The sequence below is a fragment of the Pseudomonas sp. HD6515 genome (assembly GCF_024971855.1).
Taxonomy (GTDB): Bacteria; Pseudomonadota; Gammaproteobacteria; order Pseudomonadales; family Pseudomonadaceae; genus Aquipseudomonas; species Aquipseudomonas alloputida.
In genome coordinates this window covers 2,292,830-2,308,867 of sequence record NZ_CP079827.1, presented here as the reverse complement: position 1 = coordinate 2,308,867, position 16,038 = coordinate 2,292,830, and the positions used below count along the sequence as shown (strand labels likewise).

16 protein-coding genes are annotated in these 16,038 nt (G+C 56.7%); 7 read left to right on the top strand and 9 right to left on the bottom strand.

The genetic code is table 11. From position 1 onward, the window contains the following. Nucleotides 1-18 precede the first annotated feature (18 nt). From KW568_RS10555 to KW568_RS10535, 5 genes are all read left to right on the top strand, one after another. Complete coding sequence (locus KW568_RS10555; RefSeq protein WP_004576127.1) at nucleotides 19-1,245, top strand: Zn-dependent hydrolase; 1,227 nt, start codon at nucleotides 19-21, stop codon at nucleotides 1,243-1,245. A gap of 138 nt (nucleotides 1,246-1,383) precedes the next feature. Next, a complete protein-coding gene (locus tag KW568_RS10550) occupies nucleotides 1,384-2,709 on the top strand; it encodes an MFS transporter (RefSeq protein ID WP_004576126.1) in 1,326 nt (441 codons plus the stop codon). Nucleotides 2,710-2,784: 75 nt separating this feature from the next. Continuing rightward, a complete protein-coding gene (locus KW568_RS10545; RefSeq protein ID WP_004576125.1) occupies nucleotides 2,785-4,092 on the top strand; it encodes an OprD family porin in 1,308 nt (435 codons plus the stop codon). A 58-nt stretch (nucleotides 4,093-4,150) separates the two neighbouring features. Then, complete coding sequence (locus KW568_RS10540) at nucleotides 4,151-4,540, top strand: RidA family protein (protein ID WP_004576124.1); 390 nt, start codon at nucleotides 4,151-4,153, stop codon at nucleotides 4,538-4,540. Then, the gene (locus KW568_RS10535; protein ID WP_004576123.1) at nucleotides 4,537-5,190 is read left to right on the top strand and encodes an RraA family protein; all 654 of its coding nucleotides are present in this window, start codon (nucleotides 4,537-4,539) and stop codon (nucleotides 5,188-5,190) included. Before KW568_RS10540 ends, KW568_RS10535 begins: the two co-directional genes overlap by 4 nt. 252 nt (nucleotides 5,191-5,442) lie before the next feature. On the opposite strand, the gene KW568_RS10530 is transcribed toward KW568_RS10535, so the two are convergent. From KW568_RS10530 to KW568_RS10495, 8 genes are all read right to left on the bottom strand, one after another. Next, nucleotides 5,443-6,645, bottom strand: coding sequence for a PotD/PotF family extracellular solute-binding protein (locus tag KW568_RS10530; RefSeq protein ID WP_004576122.1), 1,203 nt, complete (start codon nucleotides 6,643-6,645; stop codon nucleotides 5,443-5,445). Next, nucleotides 6,642-7,631, bottom strand: a complete 990-nt coding sequence (locus tag KW568_RS10525) for a GTP-binding protein (protein ID WP_004576121.1) — start codon at nucleotides 7,629-7,631, stop codon at nucleotides 6,642-6,644. The genes KW568_RS10530 and KW568_RS10525 overlap by 4 nt, the downstream gene beginning before the upstream one ends. Further along, nucleotides 7,628-7,927 (bottom strand): hypothetical protein, encoded by a 300-nt coding sequence (locus KW568_RS10520; protein ID WP_003251167.1) that lies wholly within the window; start codon nucleotides 7,925-7,927, stop codon nucleotides 7,628-7,630. Before KW568_RS10520 ends, KW568_RS10525 begins: the two co-directional genes overlap by 4 nt. Before the next feature lie 8 nt (nucleotides 7,928-7,935). Beyond that, complete coding sequence (locus KW568_RS10515) at nucleotides 7,936-8,685, bottom strand: SDR family NAD(P)-dependent oxidoreductase (RefSeq protein ID WP_003251169.1); 750 nt, start codon at nucleotides 8,683-8,685, stop codon at nucleotides 7,936-7,938. Between the two features lie 49 nt (nucleotides 8,686-8,734). Continuing rightward, a complete protein-coding gene (locus KW568_RS10510; RefSeq protein WP_003251170.1) occupies nucleotides 8,735-9,496 on the bottom strand; it encodes an SDR family NAD(P)-dependent oxidoreductase in 762 nt (253 codons plus the stop codon). A 15-nt stretch (nucleotides 9,497-9,511) separates the two neighbouring features. Next, nucleotides 9,512-10,870 (bottom strand): MFS transporter, encoded by a 1,359-nt coding sequence (locus KW568_RS10505; protein ID WP_004576120.1) that lies wholly within the window; start codon nucleotides 10,868-10,870, stop codon nucleotides 9,512-9,514. Nucleotides 10,871-10,926: 56 nt separating this feature from the next. Next, entirely contained in the window at nucleotides 10,927-11,808 is an 882-nt protein-coding gene (locus tag KW568_RS10500) for a polysaccharide deacetylase (RefSeq protein WP_003251175.1), read from the bottom strand. Nucleotides 11,809-11,872: 64 nt separating this feature from the next. After that, nucleotides 11,873-13,231: an amidase gene (locus tag KW568_RS10495; RefSeq protein WP_004576119.1), complete on the bottom strand. Its 1,359-nt coding sequence runs from the start codon at nucleotides 13,229-13,231 to the stop codon at nucleotides 11,873-11,875. A gap of 298 nt (nucleotides 13,232-13,529) precedes the next feature. Between KW568_RS10495 and KW568_RS10490 the strand changes: the two genes are divergently transcribed. Next, complete coding sequence (locus KW568_RS10490) at nucleotides 13,530-14,534, top strand: GntR family transcriptional regulator (RefSeq protein WP_004576118.1); 1,005 nt, start codon at nucleotides 13,530-13,532, stop codon at nucleotides 14,532-14,534. Here the strand turns inward: KW568_RS10490 and KW568_RS10485 are convergent. Next, nucleotides 14,509-14,886, bottom strand: coding sequence for a LacI family DNA-binding transcriptional regulator (locus KW568_RS10485; RefSeq protein WP_080634957.1), 378 nt, complete (start codon nucleotides 14,884-14,886; stop codon nucleotides 14,509-14,511). The genes KW568_RS10490 and KW568_RS10485 overlap by 26 nt on opposite strands. Before the next feature lie 234 nt (nucleotides 14,887-15,120). Here KW568_RS10485 and KW568_RS10480 point away from each other — a divergent pair, with 234 nt between their 5' ends. Then, nucleotides 15,121-15,993: a sugar phosphate isomerase/epimerase gene (locus KW568_RS10480; RefSeq protein ID WP_004576117.1), complete on the top strand. Its 873-nt coding sequence runs from the start codon at nucleotides 15,121-15,123 to the stop codon at nucleotides 15,991-15,993. The last annotated feature ends 45 nt before the right edge of the window (nucleotides 15,994-16,038 follow it).

The window sequence follows — 16,038 nt, the reverse complement described above, 5'->3', positions numbered from 1 at the left end:
TGTTTGAGGACTCACATCATGCATACATGCAATGGCACACGGCTGTGGGACAGCCTTATGGATATGGCCAAGGTCGGCCCTACAGCCAAAGGCGGTAACTGCCGCTTGGCACTTTCGAAAGAAGACCGCGAAGGGCGCGAGCTCTTTGCAGGATGGTGCCGAGAAGCCGGCATGAGCATTCATGTCGATGCCATCGGAAACCTATTCGCTCGCCTGCCCGGTCGCAATGACACACTGCCACCCGTGGTCATGGGTAGCCATTTGGATACCCAGCCCAAAGGGGGTCGCTTCGACGGCATCTATGGAGTTCTCGCCGGCCTAGAAGTAGTTCGCAGCCTCCAGGACAAAGGCATCCAGCTCGAGCGCCCACTGGAAGTTGCAGTGTGGACGAATGAGGAAGGCGCCCGCTTCACCCCTGCCATGCTCGGCTCGGCGGTGTTCACAGGTGAGCTGCCACTCGAAAAAGCACTGGCCAGTTGTGATGCTGACGGCATCAGTGTGGCCGAAGCGCTTGAACAAACTGGGTACGCTGGGGATCTGCCACTGGGCCGTGAGTTCGACGCTTACTTCGAAGCACACATCGAACAGGGCCCAATCCTGGAGGATGCAGGCCTTCCCGTTGGACTGGTAACTGGCGGCCAGGCGATCTGCTGGCTGGACATCGAAGTCCGTGGCCAAGCCGCTCATGCTGGCACCACTCCAATGCCTCTTCGACATGACGCGCTGTTTGGCGTTGGCGAAATGATCACTGCACTGGAACAACTGTCTCGCGACTTTGCCCCCAAAGGCCTCGTCACAGTTGGTCAACTGCAGATCGCTCGCTCCTCGCGGAACACCATCCCTGGCCACGTGGCGTTTACCCTTGATCTTCGCCACCACGAAGATGCCGCCATCGCTGACATGGAGGCCAACGCGCGTGCACTCATCGACCAGGTCGCCACCAAGCGTGGCTTGGAAGTTCAGATCAACCGCCACTGGCTGAGCCCGGCCACGCCTTTCAACCCGGCCTGCATCGATGCAGTACGCAAAGCCATCGAAGGCCTGGGCTATCCGTACCAGCCAATCGTCAGCGGCGCCGGCCATGACGCAATTCATCTCGCCCGCCACTGCCCGACCACCATGGTGTTCATCCCCTGCGTCGGCGGCCTGAGCCATAACGAAGCTGAAGACGCCTTGCCCAACGACGTGACCATGGGTTGCGACGTACTGCTCAACGCCGTGCTGACCCGCGCCGACAGACGCTGACTAGCCAGATATACCCAGGCGCCCAGCCAATTCAAGAAAGCTGGGGCCACGGGCACGCTTTGCCAAAAAACAAGAAATAGCCGCTTCGCTTTCAGCTGCCAAAAACAACGAGAACCCATCTTTCGGGAGAAAATGGCAATGACCAGTCCTGCGTACACCGAGGTTGCCAGCGCGCAACCACAACGCACCGCCGACATGAAAAAAGTCGCGGTCGCCAGTGTGATCGGAACCACCGTTGAGTGGTATGACTTGTTCCTTTTCGCCACGGCTTCAGCCTTGGTATTCAACAAAATCTTCTTCCCAGGGTTTGACCCCCTGGTCGGCACCCTCCTCGCTTTCGGCACGTTTGCTTCAGCCTACGGTGCACGCATGATCGGCGCCGCGCTATTCGGACACTTCGGTGACCGCCTGGGCCGTAAATCGATGCTGCTCATCTCGCTGCTGACCATGGGTGCGGCCACCTTCGCAATCGGCCTGTTGCCGAGTTATGAGTCGGTGGGCATCTGGGCGCCGATCATGTTGCTGACACTGCGCATCATCCAGGGCCTGGCCTTGGGTGGGGAATGGGGCGGCGCTGTACTGATGGCCGTGGAGCATGCTCCCAAACATCAGCGTGGACTGTACGGCTCGTGGGTTCAGATCGGCGTACCGGCGGGGACGATGCTGGCCAACCTTGTGTTCCTGATGTTCGCCACAACGCTGACCAACGAACAGCTGCTGGATTGGGGATGGCGTGTCCCATTCCTGCTCAGTGTTCTGCTGATCGGACTGGGCTTGTACATCCGTTTGAACATTCATGAAACGCCTTCGTTCAAAGCCGTAGAGAACAAAGGCACCCAGGTCAAAGTGCCGCTCTTCGAGGTGTTCCGCAAATACTGGAAACAGGTTGTCCTGGGTGGTGTGGCCACCATGTCCACTGGCACCTCCTACAACCTGATCGTAGCCTTTGGTCTCACCTACGGCACCCAGACCTTGGGCTTCACGCGTGGCGAAATGCTCACGGTAGTATTGGTTTCCTGCGCTGCCTGCATCGCCATGCTGCCGTTCTTCGGCGCCCTGTCCGACAAGGTTGGTCGTAAACCCATCATCATCGGCGGGATCATCGCAGAAGCGCTCGTCGCATTCCCGATGTTCTGGCTGATGGATTCCAAAGTGCTAGGCCTGGCATTTGCCGGCTACATGCTGATGATGACGGCGTTCGCGGCCAACTACGGCCCTATCGCCACATTCCTCGCCGAGTTGTTCGGCACTCGAGTGCGTTACTCGGGCCTGTCGATCAGCTACATGCTTTCCGGCCTCCTCGGAAGCGCTGCAACGCCTCTGGTGACCACCGCATTGCTTTCGTGGACTGGCAAAGGCTCATCGATTGCCTGGTACATGATCGGCTCAGCAGTTGTCTCTCTGGTTGCGCTGCTGCTACTCACCGAAACCTTCAAACGGGATATCGACCAAGCACGGCAGTAATTCCGTGCTGTCCCCCTTGAGCTTTCTCTCGCCCAACAGGCGAGTGTTTTCTACTTCCGTTTGAAGAGCTTCCCGATGAAAAAATACTTGATGAGTGCTGGCGTTTTCGCCTTGTCCCCCATCGCTCACGCCGACTTGGTGAACGACAGCCACGCGAACCTTGGCCTGCGCAATTTTTACTTCAATAACGACTTTCGCGACCAGGCCGGTAGCCTCGGCCAAAGCAAAACCGAAGAGTGGGCCCAGGCCTTCGTCCTCGACTTCAAATCCGGCTTTACCGATGGGCCAATCGGCGTTGGCCTGGATGCCCTGGGCTTGATGGGTGTGACGCTCGATAGCGGCGATGGTCGCCACCGGGGTAGCAGCATGATCCCCGACGACGGCAGTGGCGGGGCTCACCAGTGGAGTCGCCTTGGCCTGACACCCAAGCTGAAAGTCGCCAACACCGAACTGCGATACGGCACGCTGATGCCCAAGCTTCCGGTGCTGACCTACAACGATGGTCGCCTGCTGCCCCAGACGTTCGAGGGTGCCCAGCTCACCTCAACCGACCTGGATGGCCTGACCCTTACCGGCGGGCGCCTAAACCGTGCTACGGGCCGCGCCTCCAGTGACCGCACTGGACTGGCGGTAGCGGGTGGCACCCGTGAGAGCGACCAGTTCCTGTTCGCCGGTGGCGACTACCGGATCGGCAAACAACTCACAGCCCAGTACTACGTTGCCAACCTTGAGGACTATTACACCCAGCACTTTGTAGGCCTCACCCACACGCTGCCCCTCTCCGAGGGGCAATCGCTGCGGACTGATCTGCGCTACTTCCGTACTGTTGCCGAGGGGGCCAACGACTCCGCGGCTGGTCGCGCAAGTGGATATCGCGTGGGCGGTTACACCGAAGAGGGTGACGGCAAGATCGATAACCACACCTGGAGCGCCGCACTGACCTATTCCGTCCAGGGGCACGCGCTCATGGCCGGCTATCAACAGGTGTCGGATGGAAGCAACTTCGTCCAGCCGAACCAAGGCTCCCTCAGCGGCAAGGGCGCGGGCGGTGCCAGTGTCTATCTCTACACCGACCGGATGCTCGCGAGCTTCAATCGAGCAGGCGAACGTACCGCGTTCGCCCAGTACAGCTACGACTTCGCAGCTGCCGCCGTGCCTGGCCTGAAGTTCTCCCTGATGTACCTGAAGGGTGATGACATTCACACCACCAGCGGTAAAGACGCCTCCGAATGGGAGCGGGATGTGGGGCTGGACTATGTCGTCCAAGACGGTGCGTTGAAAGGGCTCGGCCTGGCTTGGCGCCATGGGTTGCTGCACTCCGAGATCGACCCCAACCAACAACAGAACCGACTCATCGTCAGCTACACCCTGGCGCTTTTCTAATCTCTGACCAAGTGCTGCCGGCGAGCCGGCGGCACACCTTCGCTACAAGGAGTTTTCAATGCAACGCATCCACAGCGCCCCTGGCACCATCAGCCCAGTAGGCCCGTACTCCCAAGCCGTGGTCAGTGGCCACCTGGTGTTCACCGCGGGCCAGATCCCATCGCTGGGTAGCCTGGAAGAACAGCCCGAAAGCTTCAAAGATCAGGTCAGGCAGACCTTCGCCAACCTGGCCGCGATCCTGGAAGCCGCCGGCTCCAGCCTTTCCCACATGGTCAAGGTGAACGCCTACCTGACAGCCCCCGATCAACTCGCGCCCTTTAACGAGGTGTACAAGGAAATCCTTGGCCATGCACCACCTGCGCGTACAACCGTCTGCGTGCAGTTGTGGGGAGTGAGCTTGGAAATCGACTGTGTGGCCGAGCTGATCGACATGGAGCGTGGGAAATGAAGGACGACGATTTGATCGCAAAGCTGCTAGAGGTCAGCTTCGCCACACTCGGCCATTTCCTCGAGCGTGGATTCGTCAACTACGCAGTCCGAGCCATGGTGCCTGGCGGACGCATCGTGGGCCGTGCCGTGACCCTGCGTCTGGCTGAGCCCGATGCAATCGCGGTCAACCGAGCGTTGGTATCACTCAAGCCAGGAGACGTTTTGGTGATCGACATGGTGGGTGACCATGCCCACGCCTGTGTAGGGGCAGTGACCCAATTCGCGGCTCGATGCGCGGGTGCCGCTGGCATCATCGTCGACGGCGTGGTAACCGACATCAACGAACTGCGTACCTGCCAGCTGCCCGTGTTCGCTCGAGGCACTACTCAGCTCACCACCAAACTGATCGACAGCACTAAGTGCCAGCTGAATGTATCGGTGAATTGCGCAGGGGTAGAGGTTCATCCGGGAGATATCGTTATGGCCGACGATAATGGTGTGCTGATTTTGCCTGCGGAAGAGCTGACTCCAGTGATTGACACGGCGCTGCAGTCCGATCTCGCTGAACCCGACTTACTGGCGCGCCTACGCGGTGGGGAACCGCTCGACGACGTACTGGCAACAAGCTTTGTAGCGGGGAAACCACACAGAGTATTGCCAAGCTCGTGACAGTGTTGATGCTGTGAGGGCGGCTGGAAAGTTGCGGCTTGGAATTGTGGTGCTTTCTTACTGGGATGTTCGCGCCGACTTGGCAGATGACTGCCTGCAGGCGATCAAGTTAGCCTACGCCGGCCCGGTAAAATTTATCCATAACCGCCCTTCTCCCCACACGGCAGCGGGTGCCTTACCGGGTCAAAGCGTTCTTCGACAAATTAGGATAAATCCTGACAGAGGCAGCCTGAGTGCCATCAGCTAGGATCGCTATGTGGATGACAGCTCCTTCGAGCGGCCCGCTCTAAGAAATGCAGCCCATTTGCGGACAAGGTAGTTATGCTCATCCATCACCGAGTTCCAGACGCTGATTCGGCTCACTCGCTCGGCGTAGGAGCCCCCTTCCCTTATTTCTCCAGGCCCAATGAGTGGTTCACCATCACTCCCAAGCAACTGTTCGCTGGCTGGCTTGCCTTCGTACCAGTAATCCCATTCCGCAGCCGACAGGTGATCTCGAGCTCGCAGTGGATTGGAAATGTAGAAGCCCTGTCGCGCCATCATCGCGCCTGGCCAACCTGCCAACCACCAGTTCAGATAGGCGTAAGCCACATCTTTCACTGCCCCATCAACAGCCCGAGACAACGATAAGCCGCCGAACCAGCCCCGGTAGCCTTCTTTAGGAACTGCCTGGCGATACTGAATGCCTTCGCGATGCAGCTGCATCAGCGCTGGAGACCAGACACTCTCAATGTGAACGCTTGGGCCAAGCATTAGCTTACTGGCATCACGATCATCCGACCAGAAAGCCGCAAAATGCCCTTGGCGTTGGAGCTTGATGAGCACATCCGCGAGCTCATCGATCTCATCCAGCCGAAGGTTGCCAATTACGTCGAACTTGGCCAGGCCCTTAGCCTGCACTGCCAGCGCCGCGTCCAGCGCCCCGATAGCTGCATCGCTCTGCAAAGCCACATGACCGCACCAGCCAGGATCAACAAGCCAGGACCAACTTTCGTTTTCGATACCAAACCCAGGGGGAAGCAGGTCTGGCCTGTAGGCAAAGCTGTCCGCATTGTGCGTGAGCGGCAACATACTGATTGAGTCAGTTGGGTGATTGGCCAAGCTACGATCATGCTGAACATACAAACGGTCGCAAGGCAGGCTACCGCCCGCTAGCTTATCGCCAGCATGAAGCCGGCCCCGCTTGGCCAGGTCATTGATCTCATCCCACAAAGCAACTCGCCTGATATCAATGGGCTGGATTGCGCCTGCGGGCCAGACAAAATCCATGCTATGGAACCATTGATCGTAAAGGTCATAGCTCTCGGGGTGCATCAACGCAATGCGCTGAACCGTTTGAACGTCATGGACTTGGTACTCAATTCGAATGCCCAGCTCTCGCTCCGCGCGCAAGCGAATAGACTCGAGCAAGGTCACAGAGGTACCCAGTACTCTCAACGTGACAGGGCCGCTCATACAGCACGCCCCAGACGGTTCAAGAAGGCTTCGAACGATCTACTTAGAAGCTTGGTGTCCAAATCGCGCACGATAATCACCAGACGTGATCGCCGCTGCCCATCAGACCAACTGGCAAGATGCACCGGTGAATGAAGGCAGTGCTGCACACCGTGAATCACGATAGGTTGCTCAGAGTCGATCACGCTCAAGATACCTTTGACCCGAAGAATACGTTCTCCGTGGCATCTTAACAGCATCGATAGCCAAACCCCGAAGGCAAGCCAATCCAGCGGCGTTTCATACTCAAGCACGCAAACTTGTGCGCCCCCGTGCCGAGGTTGCTTCGTAGGTGCAAAGAGCTGCCACACCGCGACCTCATCATCAGGCTCCAAGCTTCTGAGCCCTTCGCCAAGCATCTGCTCATCGCCTTCCCCAATGGCACTTGCCAGCGCGACCGAGGCAGACGGGTTAAGGGTTTTCAGGTGATCCACTAGCAGATCAAGAATCTCTGAGCTAACCAGATCTCCCTTACTCACTAAAAGGCGATCAGCAGCTGTTACCTGGCCCAGCCACTCGGGGTGGATTCGTTCCTGAAGAGCGGCGTGCAGGGCGTCGACAACGGTCACCATAAGCCCAACATGGTATCGACCTCGAAGTTGTGGATCCCGCTGCAAAGTCGCAAGAATCGGCGCAGGATCCGCAAGGCCAGTCGTTTCCAAAAGCACTCGACGGAAAGCAGGGATCTCCCCACGATTTCGCTTGTCATGCAGATCGATGAGCGCTTGTTTCAGATCCCCACGCACCGAACAACAGACGCACCCACTTGGCAGCAGCACCGTGTTGGGCGCGATTTCCTGCACGAGAAGATTATCGATGCCAACCTCGCCGAATTCATTGATGAGCAGAGCCGTCTCGCCCATCTCTTCATTGGCCAGCACCCGCTGCAACAAAGTAGTTTTCCCACTGCCCAGAAAACCGGTCAGGACATTGATCTGAAGGCTCATGCCTGCATCTCCAAGTGATCGAGAATTCTTGGATCAAGGGGGTCAAGCTTGCGCCCCAGAATCTCCTCGGCTGTCTGCCAGAGCTGCTCCAAACCGGAGGCAATACCTTGCTTCCCCGTGGGGCCCTGGACCAGATAAGAAGCGCCCTGGACGTCACTGACTTTGAGCCTGAAGGGGGCTATCACCTGGTTAATTGAGGCAATTCGACGTAAGCGCTCGCGGCGACCGGGAAGGCTTGTGTCTATAGGATCGCTCCAGTGAACATCCTCACCGATCAGGCCACAAAGTCCACACATAGCTCACCTCAAGGCATTACGTCGCCGGCATTCGGGTTAAGAGTTTGGCCGACGAACAAGTTTCCGCCAGGCTCAGAGGCAAGCAGCACCGCGATCGGTGCCACTTCTTCAACCTTACCGAACCGACCCAATGGCAACTCTCTGGCCTTTGCAGCCTTCCACTCCTGACTGATCCCTTCAACGAGCGGGGTTTCAATCGGCCCAGGAGCAACAGAATTGACCAAGACGTTGTCCTTGCTCACTTCCAAAGCCAGGGACTTGGTGAATCCGATTACACCTGCTTTCGCGGCAGCATAGTGAGTCAGTTGAGCGCCACCTTTGATGCCGAGCTGAGAGGCGATGTTTATGATGCGGCCCCATTTCTGTTCCAGCATATGAGGTAGAGCACGCTGGCTTGCGACGAATACGCTGGTCAGATCGACCCGCAGCATCTCATCCCACATTTCCTGAGTAAGATCCACGCAGGAAGCCTGAGTCAGCATACCGGCATTATTCACCAGAACATCGATGCCACCGAGCGCATCTACGCAGGCATCTACGCCAGCTTGAGCCCCTTCCCTGCTACCGACATCAGCAACACACTCGATCACCAAGACGCCACGGTCACGACAGTGGTTGGCAACGACAGCCAAGCGCTCGGCGTCTCGATCACACAACACAAGCTTGGCGCCTGCATCGGCATACGCATAGGCGATCGCCGCACCGATACCGCTAGCTGCACCGGTAATGACGGCACGTCGGTTTTGCAATGGCTTCATTGTCATTTCTCCTCGCAGCCGCAAGGAAACCTTGCGGTGTTGTGATTTTTTACTCAGGCCAGCGTACGGTCAGACCGCCATCGATGATGATGCTCTGTCCCGTGATGTAGCTCGACTCACGACCGGTCAAGTAGCAAACCAGGTCAGCCACTTCACTTGCTCGCCCTACCCGTCCCAGAGGAATCGCTTTGCCCGCCTTGGCCAGACCGTCAGCCCCTAGCGAATTCTTGCTGTCCAGCGATTGAGGTGTCTCAATCAAACCGGGAATGATGGTGTTGCAGCGAATTCCTTTCGGCGCAAATTCCACCGCAAGAGAGCGGCAGAGCCCTGGAAGGCCGGCCTTGGCAGCTGCGTAATGAGAATGGTCTTGCCATCCGTATACACCACCTGCAATCGACGAAATGGCAACCATGGCTCCGCCTTCACTGATGTAACGGCTCGCACTTCGGAAAGTGCGCATCACGCCCGTAAGGTCGACGTTGAGCATTTCATTCCACTGCTCATCCGACATCTCAAGTAGCGGAGCTTTGCGCAAAAGCCCAGCGTTCGCGACGGCATAGTCGAGCCGACCGAAGTGTTCGACTGCCACTGCGGCGATGGCGTCCATCGAGGCGCTGCTGGTCACGTCCATCGCCACCATTAAACACTCGCCACCTGCCTCCTCTACGAGTCGCTGAGTCTGAGAGGGGTCATGTGGGTCACCTGCCAAATAGCCACCAATCACGCGCACACCTTTCTTCGCGTACGCAATTGCAACCGCCTGGCCAATGCCACTGGCAGCCCCGGTAACCAACGCTACGGGTTGAGACATAGTTACAAATCCCTGTTATTTGACTGAATGGGGTTCGACGTGCCGGGCGGCGAACATAATCAAGCCCGAAAGGAAGCAAGGCAGCGCTCCAAACCAAAGGGCAGCACTGTGCCATTCACCACCGGTGGACAGCACGCTGGTGATTCCCAGACCAGCAACAATGGCGCCGATAGGGCCCATGGCATGGACAATTGCGCCCCCTGTTGCACGGATACTGGTGGGGAAGCTTTCGCCCATGAAGAACAACATCGCGGAATACGGGCCGGTCAGGAAGAACAGGCCCAAACTGTACAAGGCAACAACCGTGATCAGATCACTTGGCGCTTGAATCATGGCGAAGAATGCCAATCCACCACACATCCAACCGAGAGCCACTGTGTTGCGGCGTCCAATTCGATCGCCCAGCCAACCGTGAACCAGGTAACCGATGAACCCAACCAGGTTGGAGAGAACAAGGATCCACAACGAGTTCTCGAACGACAACTTGTGAACGCTCACGATGACTGACGTGCCCAGAACGCTGAAGACTTGAATGGCCGACCAGTTGAGGAGAATCGCCAAGCTCAGAACCAATGTAGGCCGCAGTGCTGCACCACGAAATGCTGCTGCAACGCCTGCCTTGGCATGCTCGTCATAGTCAACGTGGTATTCACGAGCCAGGCTGCGTGCGGCGGAATCATCTCCCGCCTTGCGCAATTGGTTGATCCGCTGATGCACCTGGAACTGAGGGCTTTCTTTGAGTTTTCGAGCCAGAATCGCCACAACCAGCGCAGGCACCGCAGCAAAAATGAAACAACCCTGCCAACCAATGTGGGGCAGCAGCAGTGCAGTAAGGCCTGCAGCAATCAAAGCCCCTACCGGCCAACCACTTTGCACCAAGCTGTAGACAAACCCCCGGCGCTTGATCAGCTTTGGATCGGTCGAGGCTGCATACACCTCGGTAAGGTACGTCGCGTTGACCCCTTCCTCGGCATAACCGAGGCCTGCGACCGAGCGAACAGCTATCAACGGCCCCTTCCCCATACCGGCACACACAGCGGTGAGCGCCGAGCAGAGCGCTGTACCGCCGATTGTGAAGATGATCCCGCCACGTCGACCGATCTTATCTACGAGAGGGCCGACGACGAACGCAACGACAGCACCGCCAACCGCTACCCACGTGGCGATTTCCGCCTGCTCAGTTTCGCTCCAAGTGAAATGCCCGCCCATGACCGGCAGCAGGGTGCCAAACAAGATGAAGTCGTAAACTGCAAAAACCCAAGCAAAGAAGGCAATCCAAGTCGCATATTTGACATCTTTGGATTCCAGTTGTACCGGCTTCCATGTACCAGACTCGGTAACTGGCGTCGTGGTGGTGGCTGGCGTAGTGGTCATATCGGCATTTCTCTTGTTGTTGATCCGCTTATAAACGTGCGAACCGAAGTATTTAATCAACCCTTACGCGGTTGACGCCGGATAAAGTCGTCAGCGATTTCGTCCATCGTGACGAAGTTCACACCTTCATGACTCTTCATATGCTCGATAAAGCGCTCAAGCATAAGTAGTACTTGAGGTCGACCGGACACATCAGGGTGAATCGTGATTGGGAACACTGCGTAGTCATGTTCGCGGTAAACCCAGTCAAATTGATCGCGCCACATTTCTTCCAAGTGGCGAGGATTGACGAAGCCGTGGCTATTAGGCGATTTTTTGATAAACATCATCGGCGGAAGATCATCAAGGTACCAGTTGGCTGGAATCTCAACCAAATCGGTTTCTTCGCCACGAACTAACGGTTTCATCCATGTATCGGGATGTTGGCTGTAGTCAATCTTGCTCCAGCTGTCCTTCACCCTGACGTAGTAAGGGTGGAAGTCGTTGTGCATCAAGCTGTGGTCGTACTTGATACCCTTCTTCAGAAGCAGCTCATTGGTGACATTGCTGAATTCCCACCAAGGTGCCACGTAGCCGGTCGGCCGTTTGCCTGAAAGCTGGGTGATGACTTCAATCGATTTGTCCAGGACGATTTCTTCTTGCTCAGGCGTCATCGCGATCGGGTTCTCATGGCTGTAACCATGAATGCCAATTTCATGGCCTGCCTGAACCACAGCTTTCATTTGCTCGGGGAAGGTTTCTACCGAGTGGCCAGGGATGAACCACGTTGTGCGCAGGTCATATTTTTCGAAAAGCTTCAGAAGGCGGGGGGCGCCAACTTCGCCAGCAAAAAGACCGCGAGAGATATCGTCAGGCGAATCCTCCCCCCCATAGGAACCGAGCCAACCGGCTACCGCATCGACATCAACGCCAATTGATACAAAAATTTCTTTCTTCATGGTCAATACCTCTTTGTTATTCAACTATTCACAGGCAAACATTGCCCGCACTCCGGTTTGCCTGTTAATTCACGCCTCGAACATAAGGCTCGATTGCCAGGCCTGCTCGGAGCAGTTCCTTATCATTTCCACTCACACTTGAAAGAAGGAGACTCGTGGGAAGCCCTGCCTCCCCAGTCCCACTTGGCAACGCAATGCCAGGCATGTCCAGCATGCTGCCGGGCATTGTCAGCCTCAGCGTTGCCAGGTTAGTAGCAACGAAAAGGTTGGCGTCTTCTTCAAGCGGTGCCAGAAGCGGAGCTACGTGACCGACTGTCGGGGTCACCAGGAATGCGCCATCTAACTCACGCGCAATCTGTGCTTTCAGTGCCTCGGCAGCTTGGTACAAGCGAACCTGCTTACTGGCTGGAAACGCTCGCGCGGCCTCAAGCCGCTTGCGAACACGCGGGTCTAGCTGCTCAGCATCCGTGCTATCGAGAAGCGCTTGGTAGTAGGCAAAAGCCTCCGCACTCCCGAGCCATCCGATCTGCTCGATGACGTCCAGCGCTTGTTCAAATGCTTTAACTTTTTTTCGCTCGACCACTGCTCCCGCCGCAGCCAATCGATCAAGCGCCGCGAGAAGGTTTGCGCGTACTTCAGGCTGAATGCGCGAGTCATTAAGCAGATCAATATCTACGCACAGCTTTAGCCCTGCAGCGGGAAGGCCTGAGGTGTCCAGCGGCATGCCATTCTGATCACCTAACAGGAGGTTATCGACAACGATGGCATCACGAACGCTATGGGTGATCGGCCCAAGCGAATCAAGAGAACTTGCAAGGGGCGTGACACCTTCGAACGAGTAACGCTTTGCACTGCTGCGGTAACCCACAAGTCCATTGAAAGCTGCTGGCACTCGAATGGAGCCAGCGGTATCAGTCGACATACCGATAGGCGCGCACCCCTGCGCAACGGCTATAGCCGAGCCGGAGGACGACCCTCCCGGTGCACGTACTTCGCCGACAAAGCTAATGTTGGCTGGCGTTCCGAAATGGGGATTAAGGCCCAGCCCCGAGTATGCCAGTTCGCTGAGGTTGGTCTTTCCGATGTTCACCATGCCCGCCCGGCTGAGCATTGTCGCCAGTGAGCAATCGCGTGATGCCGGTTGGTCGTGCAAACGTACTTTCGCACCAGCCGTTGTTACACAGCCGGCCAGGTCGTAGAGGTCTTTCCACGCTACTGGTACGCCATCAAAAGGTGACAAGGGTTGACCTGCTTGCCAGCGCGCCTTAGCCGCAGCCGCTTCGCGTAGCGCTCGCTCCTCGCATAAGGTGATAAATGCTTCGGGCACCCGCTCCGCCCTTAGAAGCGCATTTTCAAGGGCGGCGACAGGGTCGGTCGTTCCGTCGGCGAATTGCTGAGCTAAGGAATGGGCATCGGCAAGCATGGCACACCTCTAAAATGTACATTTTAATAATACATACATTTCACAAAGCATCGAACGTGCCAAGTTTTCGTAGCGAGTATTCTACGACCTCCTGAAAGCTCTGGGCCTTGAGGGAGACGGGTGAGAGGACCCCACACGTCAGGCCGGCCCAGAAAATGTATGTTTTAATAAATGATCCATTTTGGGTTTTTCGGTAACAGCCTGCCCCAAAATCGTTCATAGAAGTGTTACCGGTGTTCGATCACATCTCGCTTCGCTTGTGAGAAACTTACCCTCCACGCTTCATGAGAACCCTTTGATGTCTGCCACACAGCCAACGGAAGACCGTCCAGCCTCTCGCTACGAGACAATCCGCAATACGCTGCGCGATGCGATCCTCGGCGGGCAGACGGTTCCTGGACTCGTGTTGGTAGAGGGGCCGTTAGCGGAGCTCTTCGGCACAAGCCGCGTGCCGGTTCGTCAGGCCCTCAATCTTCTCCATGAGGAAGGACTGATACGGCGATTTGATGGGCGGGGTTTTCTGATCGACCCTGAAGGCACCACCGAAACACCGCTCCGAGTCCCCCTGACTCGCAAGCTCTTGGGAATCGAGCCGCAAGAAGACCTTCTCGATTACCGTCCGCTGGGTGAGCGCATTTACGACCACCTTGCCCAGGCGGTCATACGTTTCATGGTCTTCGGCCACTACCGGATCGATGAACAGAGCGCAGCCGAAGAATTGAACGTAAGCCGGAACGTAGTCAGAGAGGCATTGATGCGACTGCGGGACAAAGGGCTAGTAGAAAAAGAACCGTACTCACATTGGTTGGCCGGGCCATTAACAGCCCAGGCCGTGAAGCATGACTACGAGCTACGGATGCTCCTGGAGCCCGATGCTCTGCGCCAAGGTGTCGATCAGATGCCTCGGAGCGATCTTGAAGCAATGTTGAGCCGCATCGTCAAAGCCCAGGAAGCCGGTCGCCTGGTTCAGCGCGCAGACATCGAACAGCTTGAGCAGGATCTGCACGTCACCTGCATAGCCGGGGTGAGTAATACCCGTATGGCAGCAGTGATTCGCCAATGTCAGATCCCGATGAATGTCGGACGGGTACTGCATGAAGCACTGCAGTCCAGCAACGACGAAGCCATGCTGATGGAACATCGCTTGATCTTCGAAGCATTGTTGTATGGAACGGTTGAATCTGCCTGTTCATGCCTGCGCGATCATCTATCCAAAGCCCGCGAGCGCACGCTCCAGCGACTCAAGGTGCTCTCAGTCCTTCCAGAGCCTGATGCACCTAGCTACCTGGAAAGACTTGCCTGAACAAAAGCGGCCTGGGAGCAAATCCACCCTGGCCGTCATGGCTAGGCCAGCCAACAGGTGTGACAGGTTCGAAGCCCGCAGCCAGCAATCTCTTGTCGACCGACTGAGCCAACTGGATATGGAAAGCGTTGTTGGGGTCTCCGATCACCAACCCAACAATGGATGATCGGGCGGAGACTAAGCTCCGAGCAGCCAGGTTCGGACGATACTCCAGCTCAGAAGCAATCTGATCGATCCTCTCACGCGTTTCAGGCCGAACACCAGGACCCCCTCGAAGCGCCCTCGACACCTGAGCACGTGACATCCCAGCAGCTTTAGCTACGTCATCAAGGGTAGTGAAAGGCTTGGCCATGATCTACAGACAGCTCCGATCATGATGCCCGCAGGCTTCGTCGCTGGACGCGTGAGCCGAGAATTAGGCTTAACAGTGTTCGGGCCGAGGATAACACACACCCTGAGCAAGGACTTAGCTGCGCATAGCTAGGCGGGCTTTTCCATTTCTTTTGTGGAAAATTGTTTTCCAAATCCGGGCCTTACATCCCCTGAACCGCGCGAATACATTGGGGTTTTATGTTGAGACGCACGGATGACGCACAGAGAAGAAGACCTGAAGCCCGGCCTGACATTCACCATGCCGTTTTCTAATGTCCTCCACCTGCCCTTTCCGGACAAGGTAAGAGCTACTCGGTTGGCGGGTTTCCACGAACTTGCTATCCAACCACAGGAGGTAGCCAGGATCGCGGCATCCGGTCTTTCCATTCAGAACATGCGACTGATCGCTGACGACAACGGTATCAAGATCAGCCGCCTGGATCCTCTCTGCACATGGAATCCTAATTGGTACCCCAATAACATGGATGACAGCTTCATCGCGGATCACTCGACTACTACCCTGGAATTTTTCGAGATCGCGAGCGAGCTTGGCTGCACCCACATGAGCTTGAACGCTACATTCACAGCCAATACCTATGTTTTGGATGAACTGGTCTCGCACTACGCCGAGATCTGCCGTCTGGCCCACGAGGAAGGCATAGTTTGCGACCTTGAACCGATCCCTATGTGGGGCGTTACGTCCCTTGAGCAAGGCTGGGAGATCGTCGAGCGTGCCGGCGCCCCTAACGGCGGCCTTGTGCTCGATACGCTCCATTTTGTTCGCAGTGAATCCAAGCTCGAGACGCTGGCAACGATTCCAGGCAGCTCGATTCACTGCGTGCAGATCTGCGATGGCATCCATCCATTGAAATCCGGCGTGACCCTGGAGGCCGATTGCTTTGAACGCATGTGGCCTGGCGCCGGTAACTTCCCACTGGCGGACATTGTCTCCGGTCTGCACAAGATCGGTGGCCTGAATGGTGTCGGGCCAGAGGTTTTCTCTGTGCTGAACCAAAATATGACGGCAGAGGACGTTGCCAGACTCTGCAAGCAATCGCTTTTGGCGTATCCGGAGCTCAGGGCCTAACCACGGCAACTAGCTTTTCCGCCACTACACAGCAGAAAAAAATCC

What these genes read in the sequence shown, in the direction of transcription:
- KW568_RS10555 (WP_004576127.1), top strand. Translation starts at nt 19, where the DNA reads ATGCATACATGCAATGGCACACGGCTGTGGGACAGCCTTATGGATATG.
- KW568_RS10550 (WP_004576126.1), top strand. Translation starts at nt 1,384, where the DNA reads ATGACCAGTCCTGCGTACACCGAGGTTGCCAGCGCGCAACCACAACGC.
- KW568_RS10545 (WP_004576125.1), top strand. Translation starts at nt 2,785, where the DNA reads ATGAAAAAATACTTGATGAGTGCTGGCGTTTTCGCCTTGTCCCCCATC.
- KW568_RS10540 (WP_004576124.1), top strand. Translation starts at nt 4,151, where the DNA reads ATGCAACGCATCCACAGCGCCCCTGGCACCATCAGCCCAGTAGGCCCG.
- KW568_RS10535 (WP_004576123.1), top strand. Translation starts at nt 4,537, where the DNA reads ATGAAGGACGACGATTTGATCGCAAAGCTGCTAGAGGTCAGCTTCGCC.
- KW568_RS10530 (WP_004576122.1), bottom strand. Translation starts at nt 6,645, where the DNA reads ATGAGCGGCCCTGTCACGTTGAGAGTACTGGGTACCTCTGTGACCTTG.
- KW568_RS10525 (WP_004576121.1), bottom strand. Translation starts at nt 7,631, where the DNA reads ATGAGCCTTCAGATCAATGTCCTGACCGGTTTTCTGGGCAGTGGGAAA.
- KW568_RS10520 (WP_003251167.1), bottom strand. Translation starts at nt 7,927, where the DNA reads ATGTGTGGACTTTGTGGCCTGATCGGTGAGGATGTTCACTGGAGCGAT.
- KW568_RS10515 (WP_003251169.1), bottom strand. Translation starts at nt 8,685, where the DNA reads ATGAAGCCATTGCAAAACCGACGTGCCGTCATTACCGGTGCAGCTAGC.
- KW568_RS10510 (WP_003251170.1), bottom strand. Translation starts at nt 9,496, where the DNA reads ATGTCTCAACCCGTAGCGTTGGTTACCGGGGCTGCCAGTGGCATTGGC.
- KW568_RS10505 (WP_004576120.1), bottom strand. Translation starts at nt 10,870, where the DNA reads ATGACCACTACGCCAGCCACCACCACGACGCCAGTTACCGAGTCTGGT.
- KW568_RS10500 (WP_003251175.1), bottom strand. Translation starts at nt 11,808, where the DNA reads ATGAAGAAAGAAATTTTTGTATCAATTGGCGTTGATGTCGATGCGGTA.
- KW568_RS10495 (WP_004576119.1), bottom strand. Translation starts at nt 13,231, where the DNA reads ATGCTTGCCGATGCCCATTCCTTAGCTCAGCAATTCGCCGACGGAACG.
- KW568_RS10490 (WP_004576118.1), top strand. Translation starts at nt 13,530, where the DNA reads ATGTCTGCCACACAGCCAACGGAAGACCGTCCAGCCTCTCGCTACGAG.
- KW568_RS10485 (WP_080634957.1), bottom strand. Translation starts at nt 14,886, where the DNA reads ATGGCCAAGCCTTTCACTACCCTTGATGACGTAGCTAAAGCTGCTGGG.
- KW568_RS10480 (WP_004576117.1), top strand. Translation starts at nt 15,121, where the DNA reads ATGACGCACAGAGAAGAAGACCTGAAGCCCGGCCTGACATTCACCATG.